General features: G+C 49.9%; 1 protein-coding gene. It reads right to left on the reverse strand.

Going from position 1 to position 21,408, the window contains the following annotated elements; genetic code table 11:
• Nucleotides 1-39: 39 nt before the first annotated feature.
• On the reverse strand, nucleotides 40-20,805 hold the full coding sequence (locus LS482_RS03715; RefSeq protein WP_233030409.1) for an Ig-like domain-containing protein: 20,766 nt from the start codon (nucleotides 20,803-20,805) through the stop codon (nucleotides 40-42).
• Nucleotides 20,806-21,408 lie beyond the last annotated feature (603 nt).

Consider the following 21,408-nt stretch of genomic DNA (forward strand, 5'->3'; position numbering starts at 1 on the left):
GCATTAAAGAGGGACGGGGCCATCCCTCTTTAATTTCCTTTATCTTGCAATGTAGAGCCATCCGCTTTTTCGTATTCCCGTTCCGGTATCCATTACATAGAAGTATGTTCCTACCGGTAATCGGTCATCTTTCATGATAGCTCCGCTCTTATTGGCAACTCCATCCCAATCGTTATTGTAACCCGAAGTCTGGAACACCAGGTTTCCGTAGCGGTTATACACCCTTACCGTATTGTTGGGATAGAGTTGTATACCGTCTATAACGAAGGTGTCATTAAACCCGTCTCCGTTCGGGGAGAACTCATTATACACTACCAGTAACAATGGTTCGACTGCTATCTGTGCCGTGTTGTTATCCGGATTGACATCAACCGGAGACGACGCTTCAATAGTTACCACATTCAGATAATCTGCTCCTGCCACTGCAACTACTTTAGCCGTAAGTGTGAGGGTAGCCGTACCTTCGGCTCCTATGTGATCTATGGTCCATTTCTCAGTCAGTTCATTGTAATCTCCGTCTGCAGATTCCGCTCTTACGAATTCGTATCCGGAAGGCAACGGTTCATCTACAATGACATCAGAGAATACCTGGTCGCCGTCGTTGGTCACTGTAATGGTAAACTGTACATTACTGTCTATGGACGGTGTCAGTTCATCGACTGTGATATTAATGGCCAGGTCTGAATTCGTAGTGACATCTATGGTTACGGTCGCCGTGTTTGACAGCCTTCCTTCCACGTCTTCCACAGTATATTGGAAACTGTCTTGTCCTACAAAGCCGGCATCCGGGATATAGTCTATCGTTCCGTCGTCGTTAATCGCAAAACTACCTTCGGCAGGATCGCTGACAACAGCCACTGTCGCCGGATCGATCGGAGCACTGCCCTCGGCATCGTTATCCAGTACGGCAATCCTCAGGAAGCTGTTAGGATTCACCTGAACGGCATCGTCGTTAGCAATAGGTCCGGTAGGCGCGGGATCAATCGTCACCGTCACGGTGGCTACATTCGAAGTATAGCCTTCCTCATCATTAACCGTGTAGGTAAAGGTATCTTCGCCTATGTAACCGGCTCCCGGAGTATATGTTGCTATTCCGGTGGTGCCATCAATATCCACTGTGCCTTCTGCAGGCATATCTACAACAGCTACTGTTGTCGCATCTATCGGCGCATTACCTGCCGTATCGTTGGCCAGTATGTCAATGTCTACAGGCGTATCGACAATTGTAACTGATGTATCGTCGTTGGCCATAAGACCGCCGTTGGTACCGCCTACAATCACGGTTACCGTGGCTACGTTAGAAGTATAACCGTCTTCATCCTGCATCGTATAGGTGAAGGTCGCTTCACCTTCAAAGCCGGCGGATGGTGTATAGGTTACCATTCCTGTCGTAGCATCCACATCGGCCGTACCACCGTCTGACGGCGTATCCACGATTGTTACCGTAGTCGGGTCGATAGCGGCGTTGCCAGGCGTGTCGTTGGCAAGGACTTCGATATCCACAGGCACATCCATCGGGGTTGCCGCACTATCGTCGTTGGCCATAAGACCACCATTGGCACCGCCTACCGTTACGGTTACCGTGGCTACATTGCTCGTATAACCGTCTTCATCCTGCATCGTATAGGTGAAGGTCGCCTCACCTTCAAAGCCGGCGGATGGTGTATAGGTTACCATTCCTGTCGTAGCATCCACATCGGCCGTACCGCCGTCTGACGGCGTATCCACGATCGTTACCGTAGTCGGGTCGATAGCCGCGTTGCCAGGTGTATCATTGGCAAGGACTTCGATATCCACAGGCACATCCATCGGGGTTGCTGCACTATCGTCGTTGGCCATAAGACCACCGTTGGCACCGCCTACCGTTACGGTTACCGTGGCTACATTGCTCGTATAACCGTCTTCATCCTGCATCGTATAGGTGAAGGTCGCTTCACCTTCAAAGCCGGCGGATGGTGTATAGGTTACCATTCCTGTCGTAGCATCCACATCGGCAGTACCGCCGTCTGATGGCGTATCCACGATCATTACCGTAGTCGGGTCGATAGCGGCGTTGCCAGGCGTGTCGTTGGCAAGGACTTCGATATCCACAGGCACATCCATCGGGGTTGCCGCACTATCGTCGTTGGCCATAAGACCGCCATTGTCTCCGCCTACCGTTACGGTTACCGTGGCTACATTGCTCGTATAACCGTCTTCATCCTGCATCGTATAGGTGAAGGTCGCTTCACCTTCAAAGCCGGCGGATGGTGTATAGGTTACTATTCCGGTAGTCGCATTCACATCGGCAGTACCGCCGTCTGATGGCGTATCCACAATCATTACCGTAGTCGGGTCGATAGCCGCGTTTCCAGGCGTGTCGTTGGCAAGGACTTCGATATCCACAGCCACATCCATCGGTGTTGCCGCAGTATCGTCGTTGGCCATAAGACCACCGTTGGCACCGCCTACCGTTACGGTTACCGTAGCTTCGTTAGAAGTGTAACCGTCTTCATCTTTCATTGTATAGGTAAAGGCATCGTCGCCTTCAAAACCGGCGTCAGGCGTATAGGTTACCACTCCGGTTACCGGATCTACCTCTACGGCTCCATCCGTCGGCATGGTTCCTATAACTACCGTCGCAGGATCAATAGCTGCATTTCCGGCTTCATCATTAGCCAGTACGTCGATAGCTACGGGCGTTTCCATCGGGGTTGCCGCAGTATCGTCTACTGCCAGCAGACCGCCATTGTCTCCGCCTACCGTTACGGTTACCGTGGCTTCGTTAGAAGTGTAACCGTCTTCATCTTTCATTGTATAGGTGAAGGCATCATCGCCTTCAAAACCGGCGTCAGGCGTATAGGTTACCACTCCGGTTACCGGATCTACCTCTACGGCTCCATCCGTCGGCATGGTTCCTATAACTACCGTCGCAGGATCAATAGCTGCATTTCCGGCCTCATCATTGGCCAAGACATCTATGTCTACAGGCGTTTCCATCGGGGTTGCCGCAGTATCGTCATTGGCCATAAGACCACCGTTGTCTCCGCCTACCGTTACGGTTACCGTAGCTACATTGCTCGTATAACCGTCTTCATCCTGCATCGTATAAGTGAAGGTCGCTTCGCCTTCAAATCCGGCGGATGGTGTATAGGTTACCATTCCGGTAGTCGCATCCACATCGGTCGTACCGCCGTCTGATGGCATATCCACGATCGTTACCGTTGTCGGGTCGATAGCGGCATTGCCAGGTGTATCGTTGGTCAGTACGTCGATATCCACAGCTACATCCATCGGGGTTGCCGCAGTATCGTCATTGGCCATAAGACCACCGTTGTCTCCGCCTACCGTTACGGTTACCGTAGCTTCGTTAGAAGTGTAACCGTCTTCGTCTTTCATTGTATAGGTGAAGGCATCGTCGCCTTCAAATCCGGCGTCAGGCGTATAGGTTACCATTCCGGTTACCGGATCTACGTCCGCAGTTCCCTGCGCCGGCATACCCGCGATCATTACCGAGGTCACATCAATCGGTGCATTTCCGGCCTCATCATTGGCCAAGACATCTATGTCTACAGGCGTTTCCATCGGGGTTGCCGCAGTATCGTCTACTGCCAGCAGACCGCCATTGTCTCCGCCTACCGTTACGGTTACCGTAGCTACATTGCTCGTATAACCGTCTTCATCCTGCATCGTATAAGTGAAGGTCGCTTCGCCTTCAAATCCGGCGGATGGTGTATAGGTTACCATTCCGGTAGTCGCATCCACATCGGTCGTACCGCCGTCTGATGGCATATCCACGATCGTTACCGTTGTCGGGTCGATAGCGGCATTGCCAGGTGTATCGTTAGCCAGTACATCGATATCCACAGCCACATCCATCGGGGTTGCCGCAGTATCGTCATTGGCCATAAGACCACCGTTGTCTCCGCCTACCGTTACGGTTACCGTAGCTTCGTTAGAAGTGTAACCGTCTTCGTCTTTCATTGTATAGGTGAAGGTATCGTCGCCTTCAAATCCGGCATCAGGCGTATAGGTTACCATTCCGGTTACCGGATCTACATCCGCAGTTCCCTGCGTCGGCATACCCGCGATCATTACCGAGGTCACATCAATCGGTGCATTTCCGGCTTCATCATTGGCCAAGACATCTATGTCTACAGGCGTTTCCATCGGGGTTGCCGCAGTATCGTCTACTGCCAGCAGACCGCCATTGTCTCCGCCTACCGTTACGGTTACCATAGCTACATTGCTCGTATAACCGTCTTCATCCTGCATCGTATAAGTGAAGGTCGCTTCGCCTTCAAATCCGGCGGATGGTGTATAGGTTACCATTCCGGTAGTCGCATCCACATCGGTCGTACCGCCGTCTGATGGCATATCCACGATCGTTACCGTTGTCGGGTCGATAGCGGCATTGCCAGGTGTATCGTTGGTCAGTACGTCGATATCCACAGCTACATCCATCGGGGTTGCCGCAGTATCGTCATTGGCCAGCAGACCACCGTTGTCTCCACCAACCGTTACGGTTACCGTGGCTTCGTTGGTGGTATAACCGTCCGTATCTTTTACTGTATAGGTGAACGTATCTGTGCCCTCAAATCCGGTGTTCGGTGTATATTCCACCGTACCGTCGGCATTTACCGCAGTGCTTCCACTCGCAGGCATTGTACCGATAGCCACCGTTGAAGGATCGATAGGTGCATTACCTGCTACGTCATTATCAAGTACAGGGACCGTCACAGGCATATCAACAGGGGTATTGGCCGTATCATCATTAGCCATCAGACCGCCGTTGTCTCCGCCAACCGTTACGGTTACCGTAGCTTCATTAGAAGTAAAGCCGTCCGTATCCTGCATTGTATATGTGAATGTATCCACACCTTCGAAACCGGTGTTCGGTGTATACACTACCGTTCCGTCAGTATTGACAGCTACGCTTCCACTTACAGGATCAGTAACTATTGCCACTGTGCCTTCATTTATAGGTGCATTACCCGCTACATCATTGGCCAGCACATCTACAGTTACCGGAACATCCAGTGGTGTTGTTGCATTGTCATCTACGGCCATTAAGCCGCCATTATCTCCGCCTACCGTTATTGTTACGGTGGCTTCGTTGGTCGTAAAGCCGTCCGTATCCTGTACCGTGTAGGTAAAGGTGTCTGTACCTTCAAATCCGGTGTCGGGTGTATATTCTACAGTACCGTCAGGATTTACCACGGTGCTCCCGCTGGTCGGCATTGTACCGATAGCCACTGTCGAAGGATCGATAGGTGCATTACCGGCCACGTCATTATCAAGTACCGGAACCGTTACCGGCATATCGACAGGTGTATTCGCTTCGTCGTCAACGGCCATTAAACCGCCGTTGTTGCCTACGAATACCGTTACCGTGGCTTCGTTGGTCGTAAAGCCGTCCGTATCTTCTACCGTGTAGGTAAAAGTATCGGTGCCTTCAAACCCGGTGTTCGGTGTATAATCTACAGTACCGTCGGCATTTACCACGGTGCTTCCGCTGGTCGGCATTGTACCGATAGCTACCGTTGAAGGATCGATAGGTGCATTACCGGCCACGTCATTGTCAAGTACCGGAACCGTTACCGGGGTATCGACAGGTGTATTCGCTTCGTCGTCAACGGCCATTAAACCGCCGTTGCTGCCTACGAATACCGTTACCGTGGCTTCGTTTGATGTAAAGCCGTCCTCATCATCTACCGTATAGGTAAAGGTATCGGTGCCTTCAAACCCGGTGTTCGGTGTATAATCTACAGTACCGTCGGCATTTACCACGGTGCTTCCGCTGGTTGGCATTGTACCGATAGCCACTGTCGAAGGATCGATAGGTGCATCACCTGCCACGTCGTTATCAAGTACCGGAATCGTTACCGGGGTATCGACAGGTGTATTGGCCGTATCGTCATTAGCTGTTATAAATGCACAGTCGTCTCTTGCAACGAATGTTGTTGTCTTACGTTGATCTTCTACAGTTTCACAATAACCGTCTCCGCTTACGCCTACACTATAGTCATATGTTCCGGCAGTAAGACCATCTACTACTAACTCTCCGTTTTCGCCTCCGGTAACCGGGTCTCCGTTGCCGTCATACCAATGGAATACCGGATTGGTTATCGTACTACTTGCCGTAAGACTTGCCGTGAGTGTAACACTACCCGAGGCATCCAGACAAACTTCTCCATCGCCGTTCACATTGTCTATTACGATGTCTGTAATGTCCTCACCCGGTGCATTAGGTGTAATTTCTATCATTACATCCCTCAGGGCACCTGCAGGATTTTCACATCCGTTGGCCCCTTCCACACTCACATAATAGGTGTACGGACTGTTATCGCTGTTCAGACCGCTTATGATCAATACACCATTTGTATCTATGGCATAAGAAACATCGCCGTCAACATCGCCGTCGTTAATCAGTTGTGTTCTGTCCGCATCCATGTACCAACGGAATACCGTACCTTCTGTACTTGAAGGTGTAAGTACCACATCTTCATCGGCACATACCGGATTTTCATTACCGCTTACGGCAATATCATCCGCACCGGGAGCATCCAGTACATTCACGGTTACCGGGATCCTTTCGGAATCTTCACAACCGTTATATACCACTGCTATATAATACGTTACTTCACCTACGGTATCCATAGGCTCCGTAGTATAGGTGTTTTCTTCAGAAAGCAGGTTTCCTCCCACTTCCGCATCGTACCAGCGGATCGTGGTATTGGCAGCAGGAATGGCTTCCAGCACTGCAACATCGCCAAGACATACTTCCGTATCTTCAGGTAATGTGGTGGGCTGCTGGTATTTCACTTCAGCCTGGTAGATCTGCCAGCTGCTGTTCGCCAGGCTTACAGCAGGAGCAAATTCCACACGAACCCGGTCAAAGTCTCCTCCGGCAACAAACGATACTTCCGCACGTTCCCCTCCGGGTAATATACTAAGACTGATAAGGGTATCGTCATTTATGGTGGCTCCGTCCCCATTACCGTTTACATCTCCTGCCGTACCGCCTGTACCGTTATAAGTCTGTACACTCAGCGTACCCAATACATCGAGATCGAGCAGGGAGTTTTGTGTTCCTATATGTACGGTAATCGTATCACCGGCCTGTCCACCGTTAGGGAAGATCAGTTCCTGCCATACCGCTCCTGTTACTGCTGCCGGGGTGATCAGCCTTGAGAAGCTGTCTATATCCCCGTCAACCGCATTTTCGGGATTTTCCACACTACACAGCAAACACAGGAACCGTGTGCCGTTTGTCTGGGCATTGGCAACAGTACAGTCGTCCAGAGATCCGGGTGGTACTATATGAACAACCGGCGTAGTAGGTTCTGATACTACATCGGGATAATTTACATCCCGGACTATTACATCATACGTATGGTCGCCCAAAGGCAGGTTATCCGGAGTAGTATATACTTCTCCTACGAATATTTCATTTCCATCGCTGTCGAACCATACGATCTCAACATCTTCATGATCCGTACTTGCTGTTAACGTAGTAGTCTCTCCTTCCGTGATGGTCACATCCATCGGTACTACATCGGGAGGTGTAAGCGTCCTGATAACATTTACGGATACAGTAGCTTCATTGGAAACCAGTCCGTTTATGTCTTCTACGGTATAAGTAAAGGTATCATCACCGAGGTAGCCGTCAGCCGGTGTATATTCTACCGTACCGTCGGCATTGACTATTACCGTACCATTGGCTGGCGATGTTACTATGGTTACCGTTGCCGGGTCTAATTCTGAAGTTCCGGCGATGTCATTATCCAATATCGGGATGGTTACCGCAGTATTCCGTTCTGTTTCTGCTGTATCATCATTGGCAGCAGGGCCGTCATTGACAGTAATTGTAACACCCGCTTCATTAGATACCAGTCCGTTGGTATCTGCTACCGTATACGCTATAGTGTCGTCACCGAGATAACCGCTGTTCGGCGTATATTCTATGGTTCCGTCAGGATTCACCACGGCCGTACCGTTGGTCGGATCCGTAACTATAGTAACTGTGGCGGGATCTAACGGAGCACTTCCTTCCTCATCGTTATCCAGTACCGGAATAATTACAGGAGTATCCAGGGTGGTGCTCACCATATCGTCATTAGCTACGGGAGTATCGTTCATACTCACCGTTACTGTTGCAGGATCGGATACCGCCCCGTTCTCATCTTCCACCGTATAGGTAAACATATCCTCACCGGTAAGAAAATCCGGATTTGGCGTATAGGTTACCGTACCGTCGGCATTTACTACAACCGTACCATTCGCCGGTGCAGTACCTATGGTTACCGTAGATGGTACCAAAGGAGCCGTGCCTTCTGCGTCGTTGGCCAGTACATCCACTGTTACCGGGGTATCCGGGTTGGTGCTGGCCATATCGTCATTGGCTACCGGTGCCGTGCTTACGGTTATGGAAACCATCGCCGTATTGGACACCAGGCCGTTTTCATCTTCTACCGTATATTCGAAGCTGTCTGCTCCGCTAAAGCCGGCAGTAGGTGTATAATCTACCGAACCATCGGGATTTACAACCGTTGTACCGCTTGCCGCAGGAGTCACAATGGCTACTGTTGCAGGGTCTATCGGGGCTGTTCCCTGTTCGTCATTTACCAATACCGGGATATTCACCGTTACGTTAGGTATGGTAAAGATCGTATCGTCATTGGCCACAGGGGGTTCGTTCAGGCTCACCGTAACCATGGTACGGGCCTCACTGATACAGCCAGTGGCATCATTAACCGCTTCTACATACAATACGGTTTCGGCTGTTACCGCAGTAAGAGTTATGGTAGCCCCGGTATCGATAAGGTTTCCATCGGTTGCAGCGTCATACCAGTTATAAGTTACTCCGTCTACGGGATCTACCACATTCAGTGTAGCGTCCTCCCCGGGGTTCACCATTACATTTTCGGCATCCACTACCGGGGTTGCAGGAGTTTCGAGTACGTTTATGGTTACCGGGATACGTCCGGACTCTTCACAGCCGTAACGAACGGGCTGTACATAGACCGTGTGTTCACCGGGTTCCCAATCTGCGGGAAGTTCAAAGACGAGGTTTCCGTCTCCGATCACATTGCCGCCAAAGCGGGCATCGTACCATAAGTAAGTCGTACAATCGTCCGCAGGAGCGTTGAGGGTAACCGTACCCCCTTCACAGGCTTCCAGGGTCGTATCTCCCGGATCGTTACCTTCAAAGCTGATACCCGGTACGCGTTCTATTTCAAATACATCAACTCCCGCAAGGGCATCGGCCAGGCCACCCAGTTGCACGGATACCCGGTCAAAAGGCTGATCGATCGCCGTTGCCACTTCATATTGATTACCTCCGCCAAGGAGTTTTATACTTAAAAGTCCTTCCTGTACCTGTACGGAATCTACAGGTGTATTTCCTTTATAAGCTACAATAGCTATACCTCTTGCCACACTAAGGTCTAACAAGCCGGCATCCTGGTCCGCCAGGGTCACCCGGATGGAATCTCCGGGAACGGAAGGTGCGGAGTAAATTGTTGTAAGGTGTACATAACCCGCAACTCCGAGGTTTTGTCTTAACAGGGCTGCTGTAGCCAGGTCTTCGTCTACGGCATTTGCTCTTCCGGATACATCATTTACACCTCCGAGCACGCCTGAGGTCGATCCTGCCAGGATATCTTCAACAGTATTGCACTCTGCAAGACTTGCCACGCCCTGGTTCACATAGGCTTCGTGTACATTAATATCACCTCCGGCAAGCAGTGCTCCCTGTACTTCAACCCTGACCGCATTAAAGTTTACGGAAGGATCGGGGCTTCCCACGGGAACAACGATATCAGATTCGTTATCTCCTGAAGCGAGGTTAAGCAATACTCCGCCGGTGAGTTCCGCAGGCTCTCCGACCGCGGTATCTCCGTTATATGCCTGTAATGTTATGGTCACGCTTCCGAGCAGTGAAACATCCACTACAGTACTCAATCTCACATGCAGTTCATCTCCGTTAGCCGGGCTGTATGCCTGTGCGAATTGCAATGTTTGTGCATTCGTGGCGAAAAGTGACGGAATCGGCAATGTGCTGAATGTTTCCAGGTTTCCGTCAACTGCATTCGCCGGATTATTTACCGTACCGTCTTCAACAGTCTGGCTGGTTGCATATGTTCTTGCATAAGCCGGGAGACAATCTTCCGGTAACGGAAGTTCGGTTACATTGAGCGTTACCTGGGTTGGTGCAGACTCTTCCCCGGTATCCGGATCACGAACTACCGCATTATAGGTATAGGTTCCGGGGGTCAGTCCCGGTCCGGCGGTAAATTCTTCTCCGGCCGCAATTTCGTTTCCGTCCGTATCTTTCCAGATAATCTCTCCGTTAGGGTAATCGGTGGATGCGGTATAAGTCACCGCTCCGCCTTGTTCTATAGTTGCCGTTTCAGGCACTACCGTAGGCGGCAACAATTCACCGGATGCCTGTTCTACAGTTACCGGTACTTCCGTCGGATCAGATACTTCACCGGTATTCGGATCAGTCACCGTTACGGTATAGATATGTTCTCCTACCGGAAGATCGGCAGGGGTTGTAAATTCAGGTGTCGTAGCCACCTCATTACCATCCAGGTCGTACCAGGTATAGGTTACATCCGGGTTGTCATGACTGGCGGTAAAGGTCTCTGTCTCTCCTTCAGGATAAGTTGCAGAAGCCGGGGTTACCACAGGTGGTACAAGAGTTCCCACAGGTTCAACCGTTACCGGAACTTCGGTAGGTGCAGACACTTCTCCCGTATTCGGGTCAGTTGCAGTCACGGTATACACATACTCTCCTACCATAAGATCGGCAGGGGTAGTGAATTCCGGTGTCGTAGCTACTACATTATTATCCGGATCATACCAGGTAAAGGTAACATCAGGATTGTCGTGGCTGGCCATGAAGGTCTCCGTATCACCCTCAACAATCACTGCCGAAGGCGGTGTTACCGCAGGCGGCAACAAAGTACCGGCTGATTCTACAGTTACCGGAACCTCTGTCGGATCGGATACTTCTCCCGTATTCGGATCGGTAGCTGTTACGGTATAGATATGTTCCCCTACCGGAAGATCGGCAGGTGTAGTGAATTCAGGTGTCGTGGCCACTTCATTACCATCCGGATCATACCAGGTAAAGGTAACATCAGGATTGTCGTGGCTGGCCGTAAAGGTCTCTGTTTCTCCTTCAGGAATTGTAGCCGAAGGAGGTGTTACTGTCGGTGAAGCCAGTCCGCTTGCCGGTTCTACCGTTACCGGTACTTCGGTCGGAATAGACTCTTCCCCGGTATTCGGATCGGTGGCGGTCACCGTGTATGTATAGTCTCCTACCGTAAGATCGGCAGGGGTGGTAAATGTCGGTGTTGTTGCCACCTGAGCACCACTCGGGTCATACCATGTAAAGGTCACATCCGGGTTGTCGTGGCTCGCCGTAAAGGTCTCTGTCTCTCCTTCGGGATATGTAGCTGAAGGCGGGGTTACCGTTGGCGGTAACAAGTCGTCCGGACCGATTACGGTTACCGGTACTTCTGTCGGAGAAGATACCTCTCCGGTATTCGGGTCCGTGGCCGTTACCGTATATACATAGTCTCCTACCGTAAGTGTAGTTGGAGTGGTAAATGTTGGCGTGGTAGCCACTTCATTCCCATCCGGATCGTACCAGGTAAAGGTCACATCAGGATTGTCGTGGCTGGCCGTAAAGGTCTCCGTATCTCCTTCATTGATCACTGCGGAAGGCGGTGTTACGGTCGGTGCCTCAAGGGAACCGGCCGGCGCTACAGTAACCGGTACTTCGGTGGGTGTAGACTCTTCACCGGTATTCGGATCAGTAGCCGTAACCGTGTATACATGATCTCCTAACGGAAGGTCTGCCGGTGTAGTGAATGTAGGCGTGGTAGATACCACATTGCCATCCGGGTCATACCAGGTAAAGGTTACATCAGGATTGTCGTGACTGGCCGTAAAGGTCTCTGTCTCTCCTTCGGGAATTGTAGCCGAAGGAGGCGTTACTGTCGGCGATGCCAGACTGCCTGCAGGTTCTACGGTTACAGGTACACTTGCCGGATCGGATACTTCTCCGGTATTCGGATCGGTGGCCGTAACCGTATAGGTATAGTCTCCTACGGTAAGGTCCGCAGGGGTTGTAAATTCCGGTGTGGTAGCCACTTCATTACCGTCCGGATCATACCAGATAAAGGTCACGTCCGGGTTGTCGTGGCTTGCCGTAAAGGTTTCCGTATCCCCTTCGGGATAAGTGGCCGAAGCCGGGCTTACCGTCGGAGGCAGTAATCCCCCGCCCAGAGGCTGTACGGTTAAAGGTACCTGGGTGGGATCGGACACTACGCCTGTTCCCGGATCGGTTGCCGTTACGGTATAAGTGTAATCTCCCACTGCAAGATCGGCAGGTGTGGTAAATTGCGGCGTAGTTGCCACCACATTGCCATCCGGGTCATACCAGGTAAAAGTTACATCCGGGTTATCGTGGGTTGCCGTAAAGGTTTGCGTATCCCCTTCATCTATAGTGGCGGAAGGAGGGGTCACGGCCGGAGCCGCCAGAACGAGAGGCTCAACGATAACCGGTATTTCCACCGGATCGGATTCTGCTCCCGTTACGGGGTCTCTTGTAGTCGCCGTATACGTGTGCTCTCCTACCGGCAATTCGGGAGTTGTAAAATCAGGACCTACGAATACTTCATTGCCCGACGGATCGTACCATACTATTTCGGTGCCATCCGGGGAAGTTCCCGTAAAGCTCGCTGTTTCTCCCTGTGTAATTGTTGCTCCAGCCGGATCTATAACCGGTGGTTGCAATACATTTATATTAACTGCAGTACGTGCTGTACTTGCACATCCTTCTGCGGTGGCTGCTTCTACATAGTATACCGCATCGGCAGTTACATTGGTCACTTCATAGGTATCTCCCGTAGCTACGGCAGTACCTCCTGTAGCCACATCATACCAGTTATAGGTAGTATCCGGGTCCGGAGTATCTACCTGCAGGGTAGCTGTTCCTCCCGGAGCTGCCCATACGGTTTCGGCCGCTACTACAGGCGCTACAGGACTTTCTATTACTTCTACATTGACCGATGCACGGGCAGAAGCCTCATCTGTACATCCGTTTCTGGTCACAGATACGTAATAGGTGTTTATACCTATTGCCAGGTCAGCAGCAGGAATGGTAAACGAAGTTCCCGTTCCTACCAGATTGCCTCCTGTTTCCGCATCGTACCAGTTGTAAGTTGTATTTTCCGTCGGGAAGTCTACTTCGAGCGTAACATCCTCCCCTTCACATGCCACTGCATCACCACCGGCAACAACAGGTGACGGTGCCACACGGCCTATTTCGTATACATATAAACTTGATAACGCAAGAGCAAGTCCCTCTCCCAAAGACACCTGAATACGGTTAAACTCAGTATCTATAGGATATGTGAGTACTTGTATATCTCCGCTACCCGGCAACAGGCTCAGTTTAAGAAGATTCTCATCTAAATCTAAAGCTCCATTATCCTGATTATCCAGATAAGTTCTTACGGTAAAGCTGCTTGCCAAAAGACCTGCATCCAATAAACCGCCCTCATTTCGGAATACTACTCGAACAGAGTCTCCAGGAACAGATACCATTTGATATAGAGTGGTAACATGAGTCTTTGCATCTGCTATCCCAAGATTAACCCGTAAATGAGCAAAAGTGGTTTGATCTCCATCTGCCGCATTTTCAGGATTATCTACCGGATTTAAGCCTCCTGCAATACCACCTGAATTACCCCACAATATATCAGCAGGTTCATCACAAGCAACGCCATCTCCGGGTTTATTATAATAAGCTTCATAAATATTGATTTCCGGTCCAAGATTTAATACAGATGAAAAAGTTACTCGAACGCCATCATAAGGTTCACCTGGAGCTGGCAATACAATATCTGCCCGATCTTCACCATTAAGAAGGTTTAATAAATTACTTAACTGAAATGGTTCTCCTACCGGAGTATCCCCATTATAAGTTCGTAGAGTAATTCCAGAAAGCAAACCTGCTAAACCGGTTTCCGTTCCAATTTTGACGTGTACCGGATCATCGGGGCCAGGCAACTCACCAGTAAATGTCAATTGCTGCCACGCACTACTTAAAAGAAGTGCTCCCAAAGTAGAATAAGTATCCTTATCACCATCTATAGCTAATTCAGGATTCTGAATAGAAGGCGAAAGAATAGAATTACTATTCGATTGTGCATCGGCATATTCCCTTACAGTAGGTGTTCCGGCCACAGGGGCATCCATAACCAGTACGGTTACGGGATAACGTTCCGGCTCTACAAAACCGTCACGGCTTACTTCTACGTAATAAGTGGTATTTGCATCCAGTGCCGGTGTGGTCAATTCGTTACCACTGGCCAACAGGTTACCTCCTTCGGGCTGGTCATACCATGCGAGGCTCGTTTCCGCTACGGGCGCTGCCACTACGGTAGTAGATGTACCCGGCGTGGTTACCAATCCGGAAACAATATCCGGCTTAACAAACTGTATCCTGGCTCCGTATACCCTGAGGTTACTGAACAGGTCTATCAGGGCTTGCGAATTTAATTGCAGACGATCAAAATCAGCTCCCGGGGTAAAGGTCAGAACGTATTGATCGCCAGAGCCCGGAAGTAATTGCAGATCAATCAGTTCTGCATTGTCCGCAAGGTCGTCGTTGGCCGTATCGCCGTTAAAACTTTGCAGGGTAAGTCCATCGAACAGGCTTGCATCGATCACTCCGCCGCCAAGGCCTACTACCAGTTGTATCTTATCCCCGAGGAGTCCCTGAAGCGGGAAGTCAAAGAGGTTCATCTGTATTCCCCCGGCCACTCCTGCGGTCTGGTTCAGTGTTGCAAAAGTCGCAGGATCTCCATCTGCCGCATTTTCCGGATCCGTAACACTACATACCAGGCAGCCTCCAAAAGGCTCCCAGTTCTGTGCAAGTGCCCAGGTATCGGTTGTAGCAAATACTGTAACCGGGAAACGTTGCGGGTCTACAAAGCCGTCCCGGCTTATTTCTACATAATAGGTAATATTTTCATTTAACGGAGTACCGGGAGAGTATGTATTTCCGGTAGCTATCGGATCTCCCCCCTCTGCATCAGCAAACCATTCTAAAGAAGTTCCTCCATTTGGTGATAATTCTATTGTCGGTGTTTCTCCCGGCTGAATCACATTACCGGAAATGATATTCGGATCAGGCAGTTTTATTCGTGCTCCGTAGATCTGAATATTCGTAAGCAAATCTAAAAGTGAACGGAATTCTACACGTACTTTATCAAACTCCGCATCCGGATCAAAGACAAAAGCATATTGGTCACTTGTACCAGGCAACAGGTTAACACTTACCAAATTGGAAATACCGACAGGCTCTCCTACATTAGTATCTCCATCCATAGCCTGGAAAGTCAATTCTCCAAGTACACTGGCATCTATTACCCCACTTCCGATACCCAATACCACTTGTATGTGATCTCCTTGTACAGCACGGAAAGGGAATCCTGATAATTCCTGCCATACAGAACCCGTCAATCCAACGGGCATATTTAATTGAGAGTAAGTAGTTAAATCAGCATCAATAGCATTCTCTGGATTTATGACATCACAAGCTCCACAAATAGGTGTAGTTCCATGATCTTCTTGCGTAGCCCATAATCCGGTATCAGGGAATTCTCCCCCGGGCACATCCTGTGCCCGGTCTAATTCATAAACATGCAGGCCGTCAAAGGCACTGGCCAGGCCGGCATCCAACGATACCTCGATACGGTTGAACGGTACATTTACCGGGTAGATCAACTCGTAAACATCTTCAGTTCCCGGGAACAGCGATAACTGTATCAGTTCCGGGTCTAAGGTCAATTCACTATTGGCATCGTTATTATTATAGGTTCTTATACGTATGTTCTCTGATAGTAGCGAGGCATCGATCACGCCACCTTCCTGTTTCTGAAGCAATACCCGTACACCATCGCCTTCTACGGACAAGGTCGGGTAAAGGGCGGTAATATGAACACCTTCGCTGAGTACGGCAAGGTTAGCCCTCAGGTGTGCAAAAGTCGTATCATCTCCGTCAAAGGCATTTTCAACATTACGTACAAAGTTCGCTGTACTGGCTATGTCGCCGCCCGTTCCCCAAAGCACATCCACAGGCTGGTTGACATCCACAGGACCGGTAGCCGGCTGGTAGAAATACGATTCATAAATATGTAAAGGTGTCTGGAAACTGTCGAGCGACAATTTCGTGATCTGTACACCGTCGTATTCGATTGGTTCACCGTTTACAGAAGGCGTAAACACCACCTCGATCTGTTCGGGCCCGTTCAATACGGATACCAGATTTACCAAAGGTACTACATCACCTACCAGCACGCCGTTACGTACGGCCTGGATACCCACAAAACCAAGCACTTCCAGCAAGCCGGATTCCGTACCCAGCTTAATGTGCAATGCATCTCCCGCAGCGGGTTTGGTCGCACAATCCTCAAAGCTCAATCTTTGATAGAACGCGCCTACTTTTACTATGGTAAAGGTAGAATGGGTACTCGGGTCGCCATCCACGGCAAGCTCCGGGTTTTCAACACCACCGATGGCCAGGTTGTCCTGGCTGCAGGCATACACCCGCTCCCGTGCTCCTTCTGTCGGAGGGAGGTTGATCCCTACCGTTACCGGGTAACGTACCGGTTCGGTAAGGCCGTCACGGGTGATCTCTATATAATAAGTTGTATTTGTATTTAAGGCAGGAGTTGTATAAGTAAGTCCCGTTGCTATGGGCGTTCCGCCTTCAGCATCGGCAAACCATTCGATAGTATCGGATGGGCTTACCGGGCTCAGCTCCAGATTGGCCGCTGTACCCGGTGCTATCAGGTTGCCCGAAACATCGGGCATGCCGTAACGAAGTCTTGCGCCATATATCCTTACGTTGGTCAGGGCTTCCAGCACCGCAGCAAATTTCACGCGAACACGGTCAAAATCCGCTCCGGCGGTAAACACCACTTTATAACGATCGGTAGTTCCCGGAACCAACTCAATATTAACAGGTTCCGATAATGAAATACCGTCCCCGTTGGCAGTATCACCGTTAAAACTTTCAAGGGTCAGTCCGCCCAGTACCGAGAAATCAACCAGGCCTCCGCCTACACCGATTTCTACTTCGATCTGGTCGCCGTTCAATCCGGTAAACGGGAAGATCAGGTCTTGCCAGATTCCGCTGGCTACACCTACGGGAGTATTGAGTTCCGTATAGTTATCCGGATCACCGTCTACGGAAAATTCCGGATTTACTACATCACATAATACACATACCCCATTCACTCCCGGTTCCTGGCTTGTTGCATGGAAAGGACTAATAGGATCGGGGAATTCCCCTCCGGGCACATTCTCCGCCCGGTCCAGCTCATACACATGCAGGCCTTCAAAGGCGCTGGCCAGTCCCGCATCAAACGATACTTCTATACGGTTGAACGGTACATTCACCGGGTAGATCAACTCGTAAACATCTGTAGTTCCCGGGAACGGTGATAACTGGATCAGTTCCGGGTCTAAAGTCAATTCGCTGTTGGCGTCATTATCATTATAGGTTCGTATTCGTATATTTTCTGATAACAGTGATGCATCGATCACTCCGCCTTCTTCTCTCTGAAGCAATACCCGTACACCATCGCCTTCTACGGACAAGGTCGGGTAAAGGGCGGTAATATGAACACCTTCGCTGAGTACGGCAAGGTTAGCCCTCAGGTGTGCAAAAGTCGTATCATCTCCGTCAAAGGCATTTTCAACATTACGTACAAAATTCGCCGTACTGGCTATGTCGCCGCCCGTTCCCCAAAGCACATCCACAGGCTGGTTGACATCCACCGGTCCTGTAGCAGGCTGGTAGAAATACGATTCATAAATATGTAAAGGTGTCTGGAAACTGTCGAGCGACAATTTCGTGATCTGTACACCGTCATACTCGATAGGTTCTCCGTTTACAGAAGGCGTAAACACCACCTCGATCTGTTCGGGCCCGTTCAATACGGATACCAGATTTACCAAAGGTACTACATCACCTACCAGCACGCCGTTACGTACGGCCTGGATACCCACAAAACCAAGCACTTCCAGCAAGCCGGATTCCGTACCCAGCTTAATGTGCAATGCATCTCCCGCAGCGGGTTTGGTCGCACAATCCTCAAAGCTCAATCTTTGATAGAACGCGCCTACTTTTACTATGGTAAAGGTAGAATGGGTACTCGGGTCGCCATCCACGGCAAGCTCCGGGTTTTCAACACCACCGATGGCCAGGTTGTCCTGGCTGCAGGCATACACCCGCTCCCGTGCTCCTTCTGTCGGAGGGAGGTTGATCCCTACCGTTACCGGGTAACGTACCGGTTCGGTAAGGCCGTCACGGGTGATCTCTATATAATAAGTTGTATTTGTATTTAAGGCAGGAGTTGTATAAGTAAGTCCCGTTGCTATGGGCGTTCCGCCTTCAGCATCGGCAAACCATTCGATAGTATCGGATGGGCTTACCGGGCTCAGCTCCAGATTGGCCGCTGTACCCGGTGCTACCAGGTTGCCCGAAACATCGGGCATGCCGTAACGAAGTCTTGCGCCGTATATCCGTATATTGGTCAATGCGGATGCCAAAGCCTCGAATTTTACCCGGACACGATCAAAGTCTGCCCCGGCATCAAAGGTTATTTTATAGCGGTCCGTTGTTCCGGGCACCAATTCTATATTAACAGGCTCTGACAATGAAATACCGTCTCCGTTAGCCGTTGGCCCGTTAAAACTTTCAAGGGTCAGTCCGCCAAGTACCGAGAAATCAACCAGGCCTCCGCCTATACCGATCTCCACTTCGATCTGGTCGCCGTTCAATCCGGTAAACGGGAAAATCAGGTCCTGCCATACACCTCCGGCTACACCTACCGTAGCATTGAGTTCGGCATAATTGTCAGGGTCACCGTCTACAGAAAATCCGGGATTTACCACATCACATAAAGCACACAAGGCATCCTTATCCCATTCCTGGTTATTTGCATGGAAAGGGCTTACGGGATCGGGGAATTCCCCTCCGGGCACATTCTCCGCACGGTCCAGTTCATACACATACAGGCCGTCAAAAGCACTGGCCAGTCCCGCATCAAGCGACACTTCTATCCGGTTGAACGGCACATTCACCGGGTAGATCAACTCATAAACATCTGTAGTCCCCGGGAACAGCGATAGCTGTATCAGTTCCGGGTCTAAAGTCAATTCGCTGTTGGCGTCATTATCATTATAGGTTCGTATCCGAATATTGTCTGACAATAACGAAGCGTCTATTACACCGCCTTCCTGCTTCTGCAGCAACACCCTGACCCCGTCACCTTCTTTGGACACGGTAGGATACAAAGCCGTAATACTGGCATAACCGTCAGCTATGGCCAGGTCGGCACGCAGATGCGCAAAAGTAGCATCATCCCCATCAAAGGCAAGCTCAACATCATTCACAAAATTAGCAGTACTGCCAATAGTGCCTGTACCGGTCAACACATCCACCGGGTGGTTTACATCTACAGTACTTGTTGCTGCCTGGTAAAAATAAGCTTCATATATATTGAGATCGGTAGCAAAACTGTCAAGAGACAATTTAGTGATCTGTACCCCGTCGTAAGGCACTCCGGGGTCAAATACAATCTCGTATTCATTGGCACCGTTAAGCGCGGATATCAGGTTTACCAGGGGCACGGCTTCTCCTACAAGTTTCCCGTTACTAACCGCCTGAATACCTACAAAGCCAAGCGCCTCCAGTAATCCCGGAGGTGTCCCTATTTTAACATGCAGCTTGTCCCCCAACTGAGGTTTTACCGCACAATTTTCAAAACTAAGCCGTTGATAAAACGCTCCTACCTTCAGAATAGAAAATGTAGAAAACGTCCCGGGATCACCATCCACTGCAAGTTCCGGGTTTTGTACCCCGCCTACGACAAAATTATCCTGGGTACAGGCATATACCCGTTCCCTGGGGTCCCCGTCCGCGATCGGCGGCCTGGGCACGCCTACCATTATCGGATAACGTTCCGGCTGGGTAAGCCCGTTGCGGGTGATCTCTATATAATAGGAAGCATTGGCAGTTAAGGCCGGGGTCGTATAACTGTTCCCCGTAGCCAGGGAAGTCCCTCCTTCGGCATCGGTAAACCACTCTATATTGTCTCCTGCACTTACCGGAGACAACCCGATTGTTGTGGAGCTCCCGTATTCCGCAGTAGCCCCGGTAACACCGGGCATTCCGTATTTTATTCTCGCTCCGTAAACCCTTATATCAGCACCAAGTGCGGCAAGAGCCTGGAATTTCACCCGAACCCTATCAAAAGCCGCTTCTGCAGGAAAACTTACAATATAACGGTCTGTAGTCCCCGGTAACAAATACACACTTGCCAGGTTAGACAGGTTAACCCCGTCACCGTTGGCCGTTGCCCCGTTAAAACTTTCCAGGGTAACTCCCCCGAGCAAGTCCAGTTCAAACAAACCACTTCCCGAACCGATGACTACCTGAACACTGTCTCCGGCAACCCCTTGAAACGGGAATACCAGATCCTGCCATACGGAACCACCAACGGTATTGGCCTGTAGTTGCGTATAAGTATCAGGATCGGAATCTACCGCATTTTCAGGATCGGTCACCGAACAAATCAGACAAGCAATGTCTTTGTCCGAATCTTGACTATCAGCATGGAAAGGGCTTTGTTGCGCAAATCCCAGGGTAGATTTTAACACAAGTAAAGAGAAGGCTAGAAAAAAGAACGGTAATTTGGCCTTACTCTTCAGAGTAATTTTCTTGTACATAGAACAAGGGTTTCAAGTTAAACTGATATACATCTCTCTAAACGAGAACATTATAGCGATTAAATCGTATTTTACTATTTCATACTGTGTTTCTGCCACATTCGCGGAAGGCAACAACATGGCCACAATCTGTTCTTGCGGCACAGGACAATATGACACACACGTCATCTGACCATCGCAGCATTACTGCCAGCAGACCGTGTCTCATAAATACATTCGTAAAAACAAGGGATAGTTTTCTCAAAAAAAGAATTGCATAGGACGGAATGGTGTCTCCGGCATCCGATTTGCGATACCCCGGATTCATTTCTCCCCTAAAGCAATAATTGAAGAAGTAATTTTTTCCCATAGCTTCTTATTAATTATATATGTATCATATCTTATAAAAGCGGGGCAGGATTTTCAATTTTCGGTTGTTGGAAACTCCTCATAAATCTCTTTTTATTAAAGACTTACAGCAGGAAATCGATTTTTTAACTGATTTCAACGATTTTTTCTTACACTTTACATTATTGCGAGTAATTTGCACGCACTAACACAATATTTTTGATCGGACACAGTTAATATAGCAGGAGTTCTAAACACCAAACCTCCTCAACGCCC

This window comes from Sinomicrobium kalidii, from assembly GCF_021183825.1.
Taxonomy (GTDB): domain Bacteria; phylum Bacteroidota; class Bacteroidia; order Flavobacteriales; family Flavobacteriaceae; genus Sinomicrobium; species Sinomicrobium kalidii.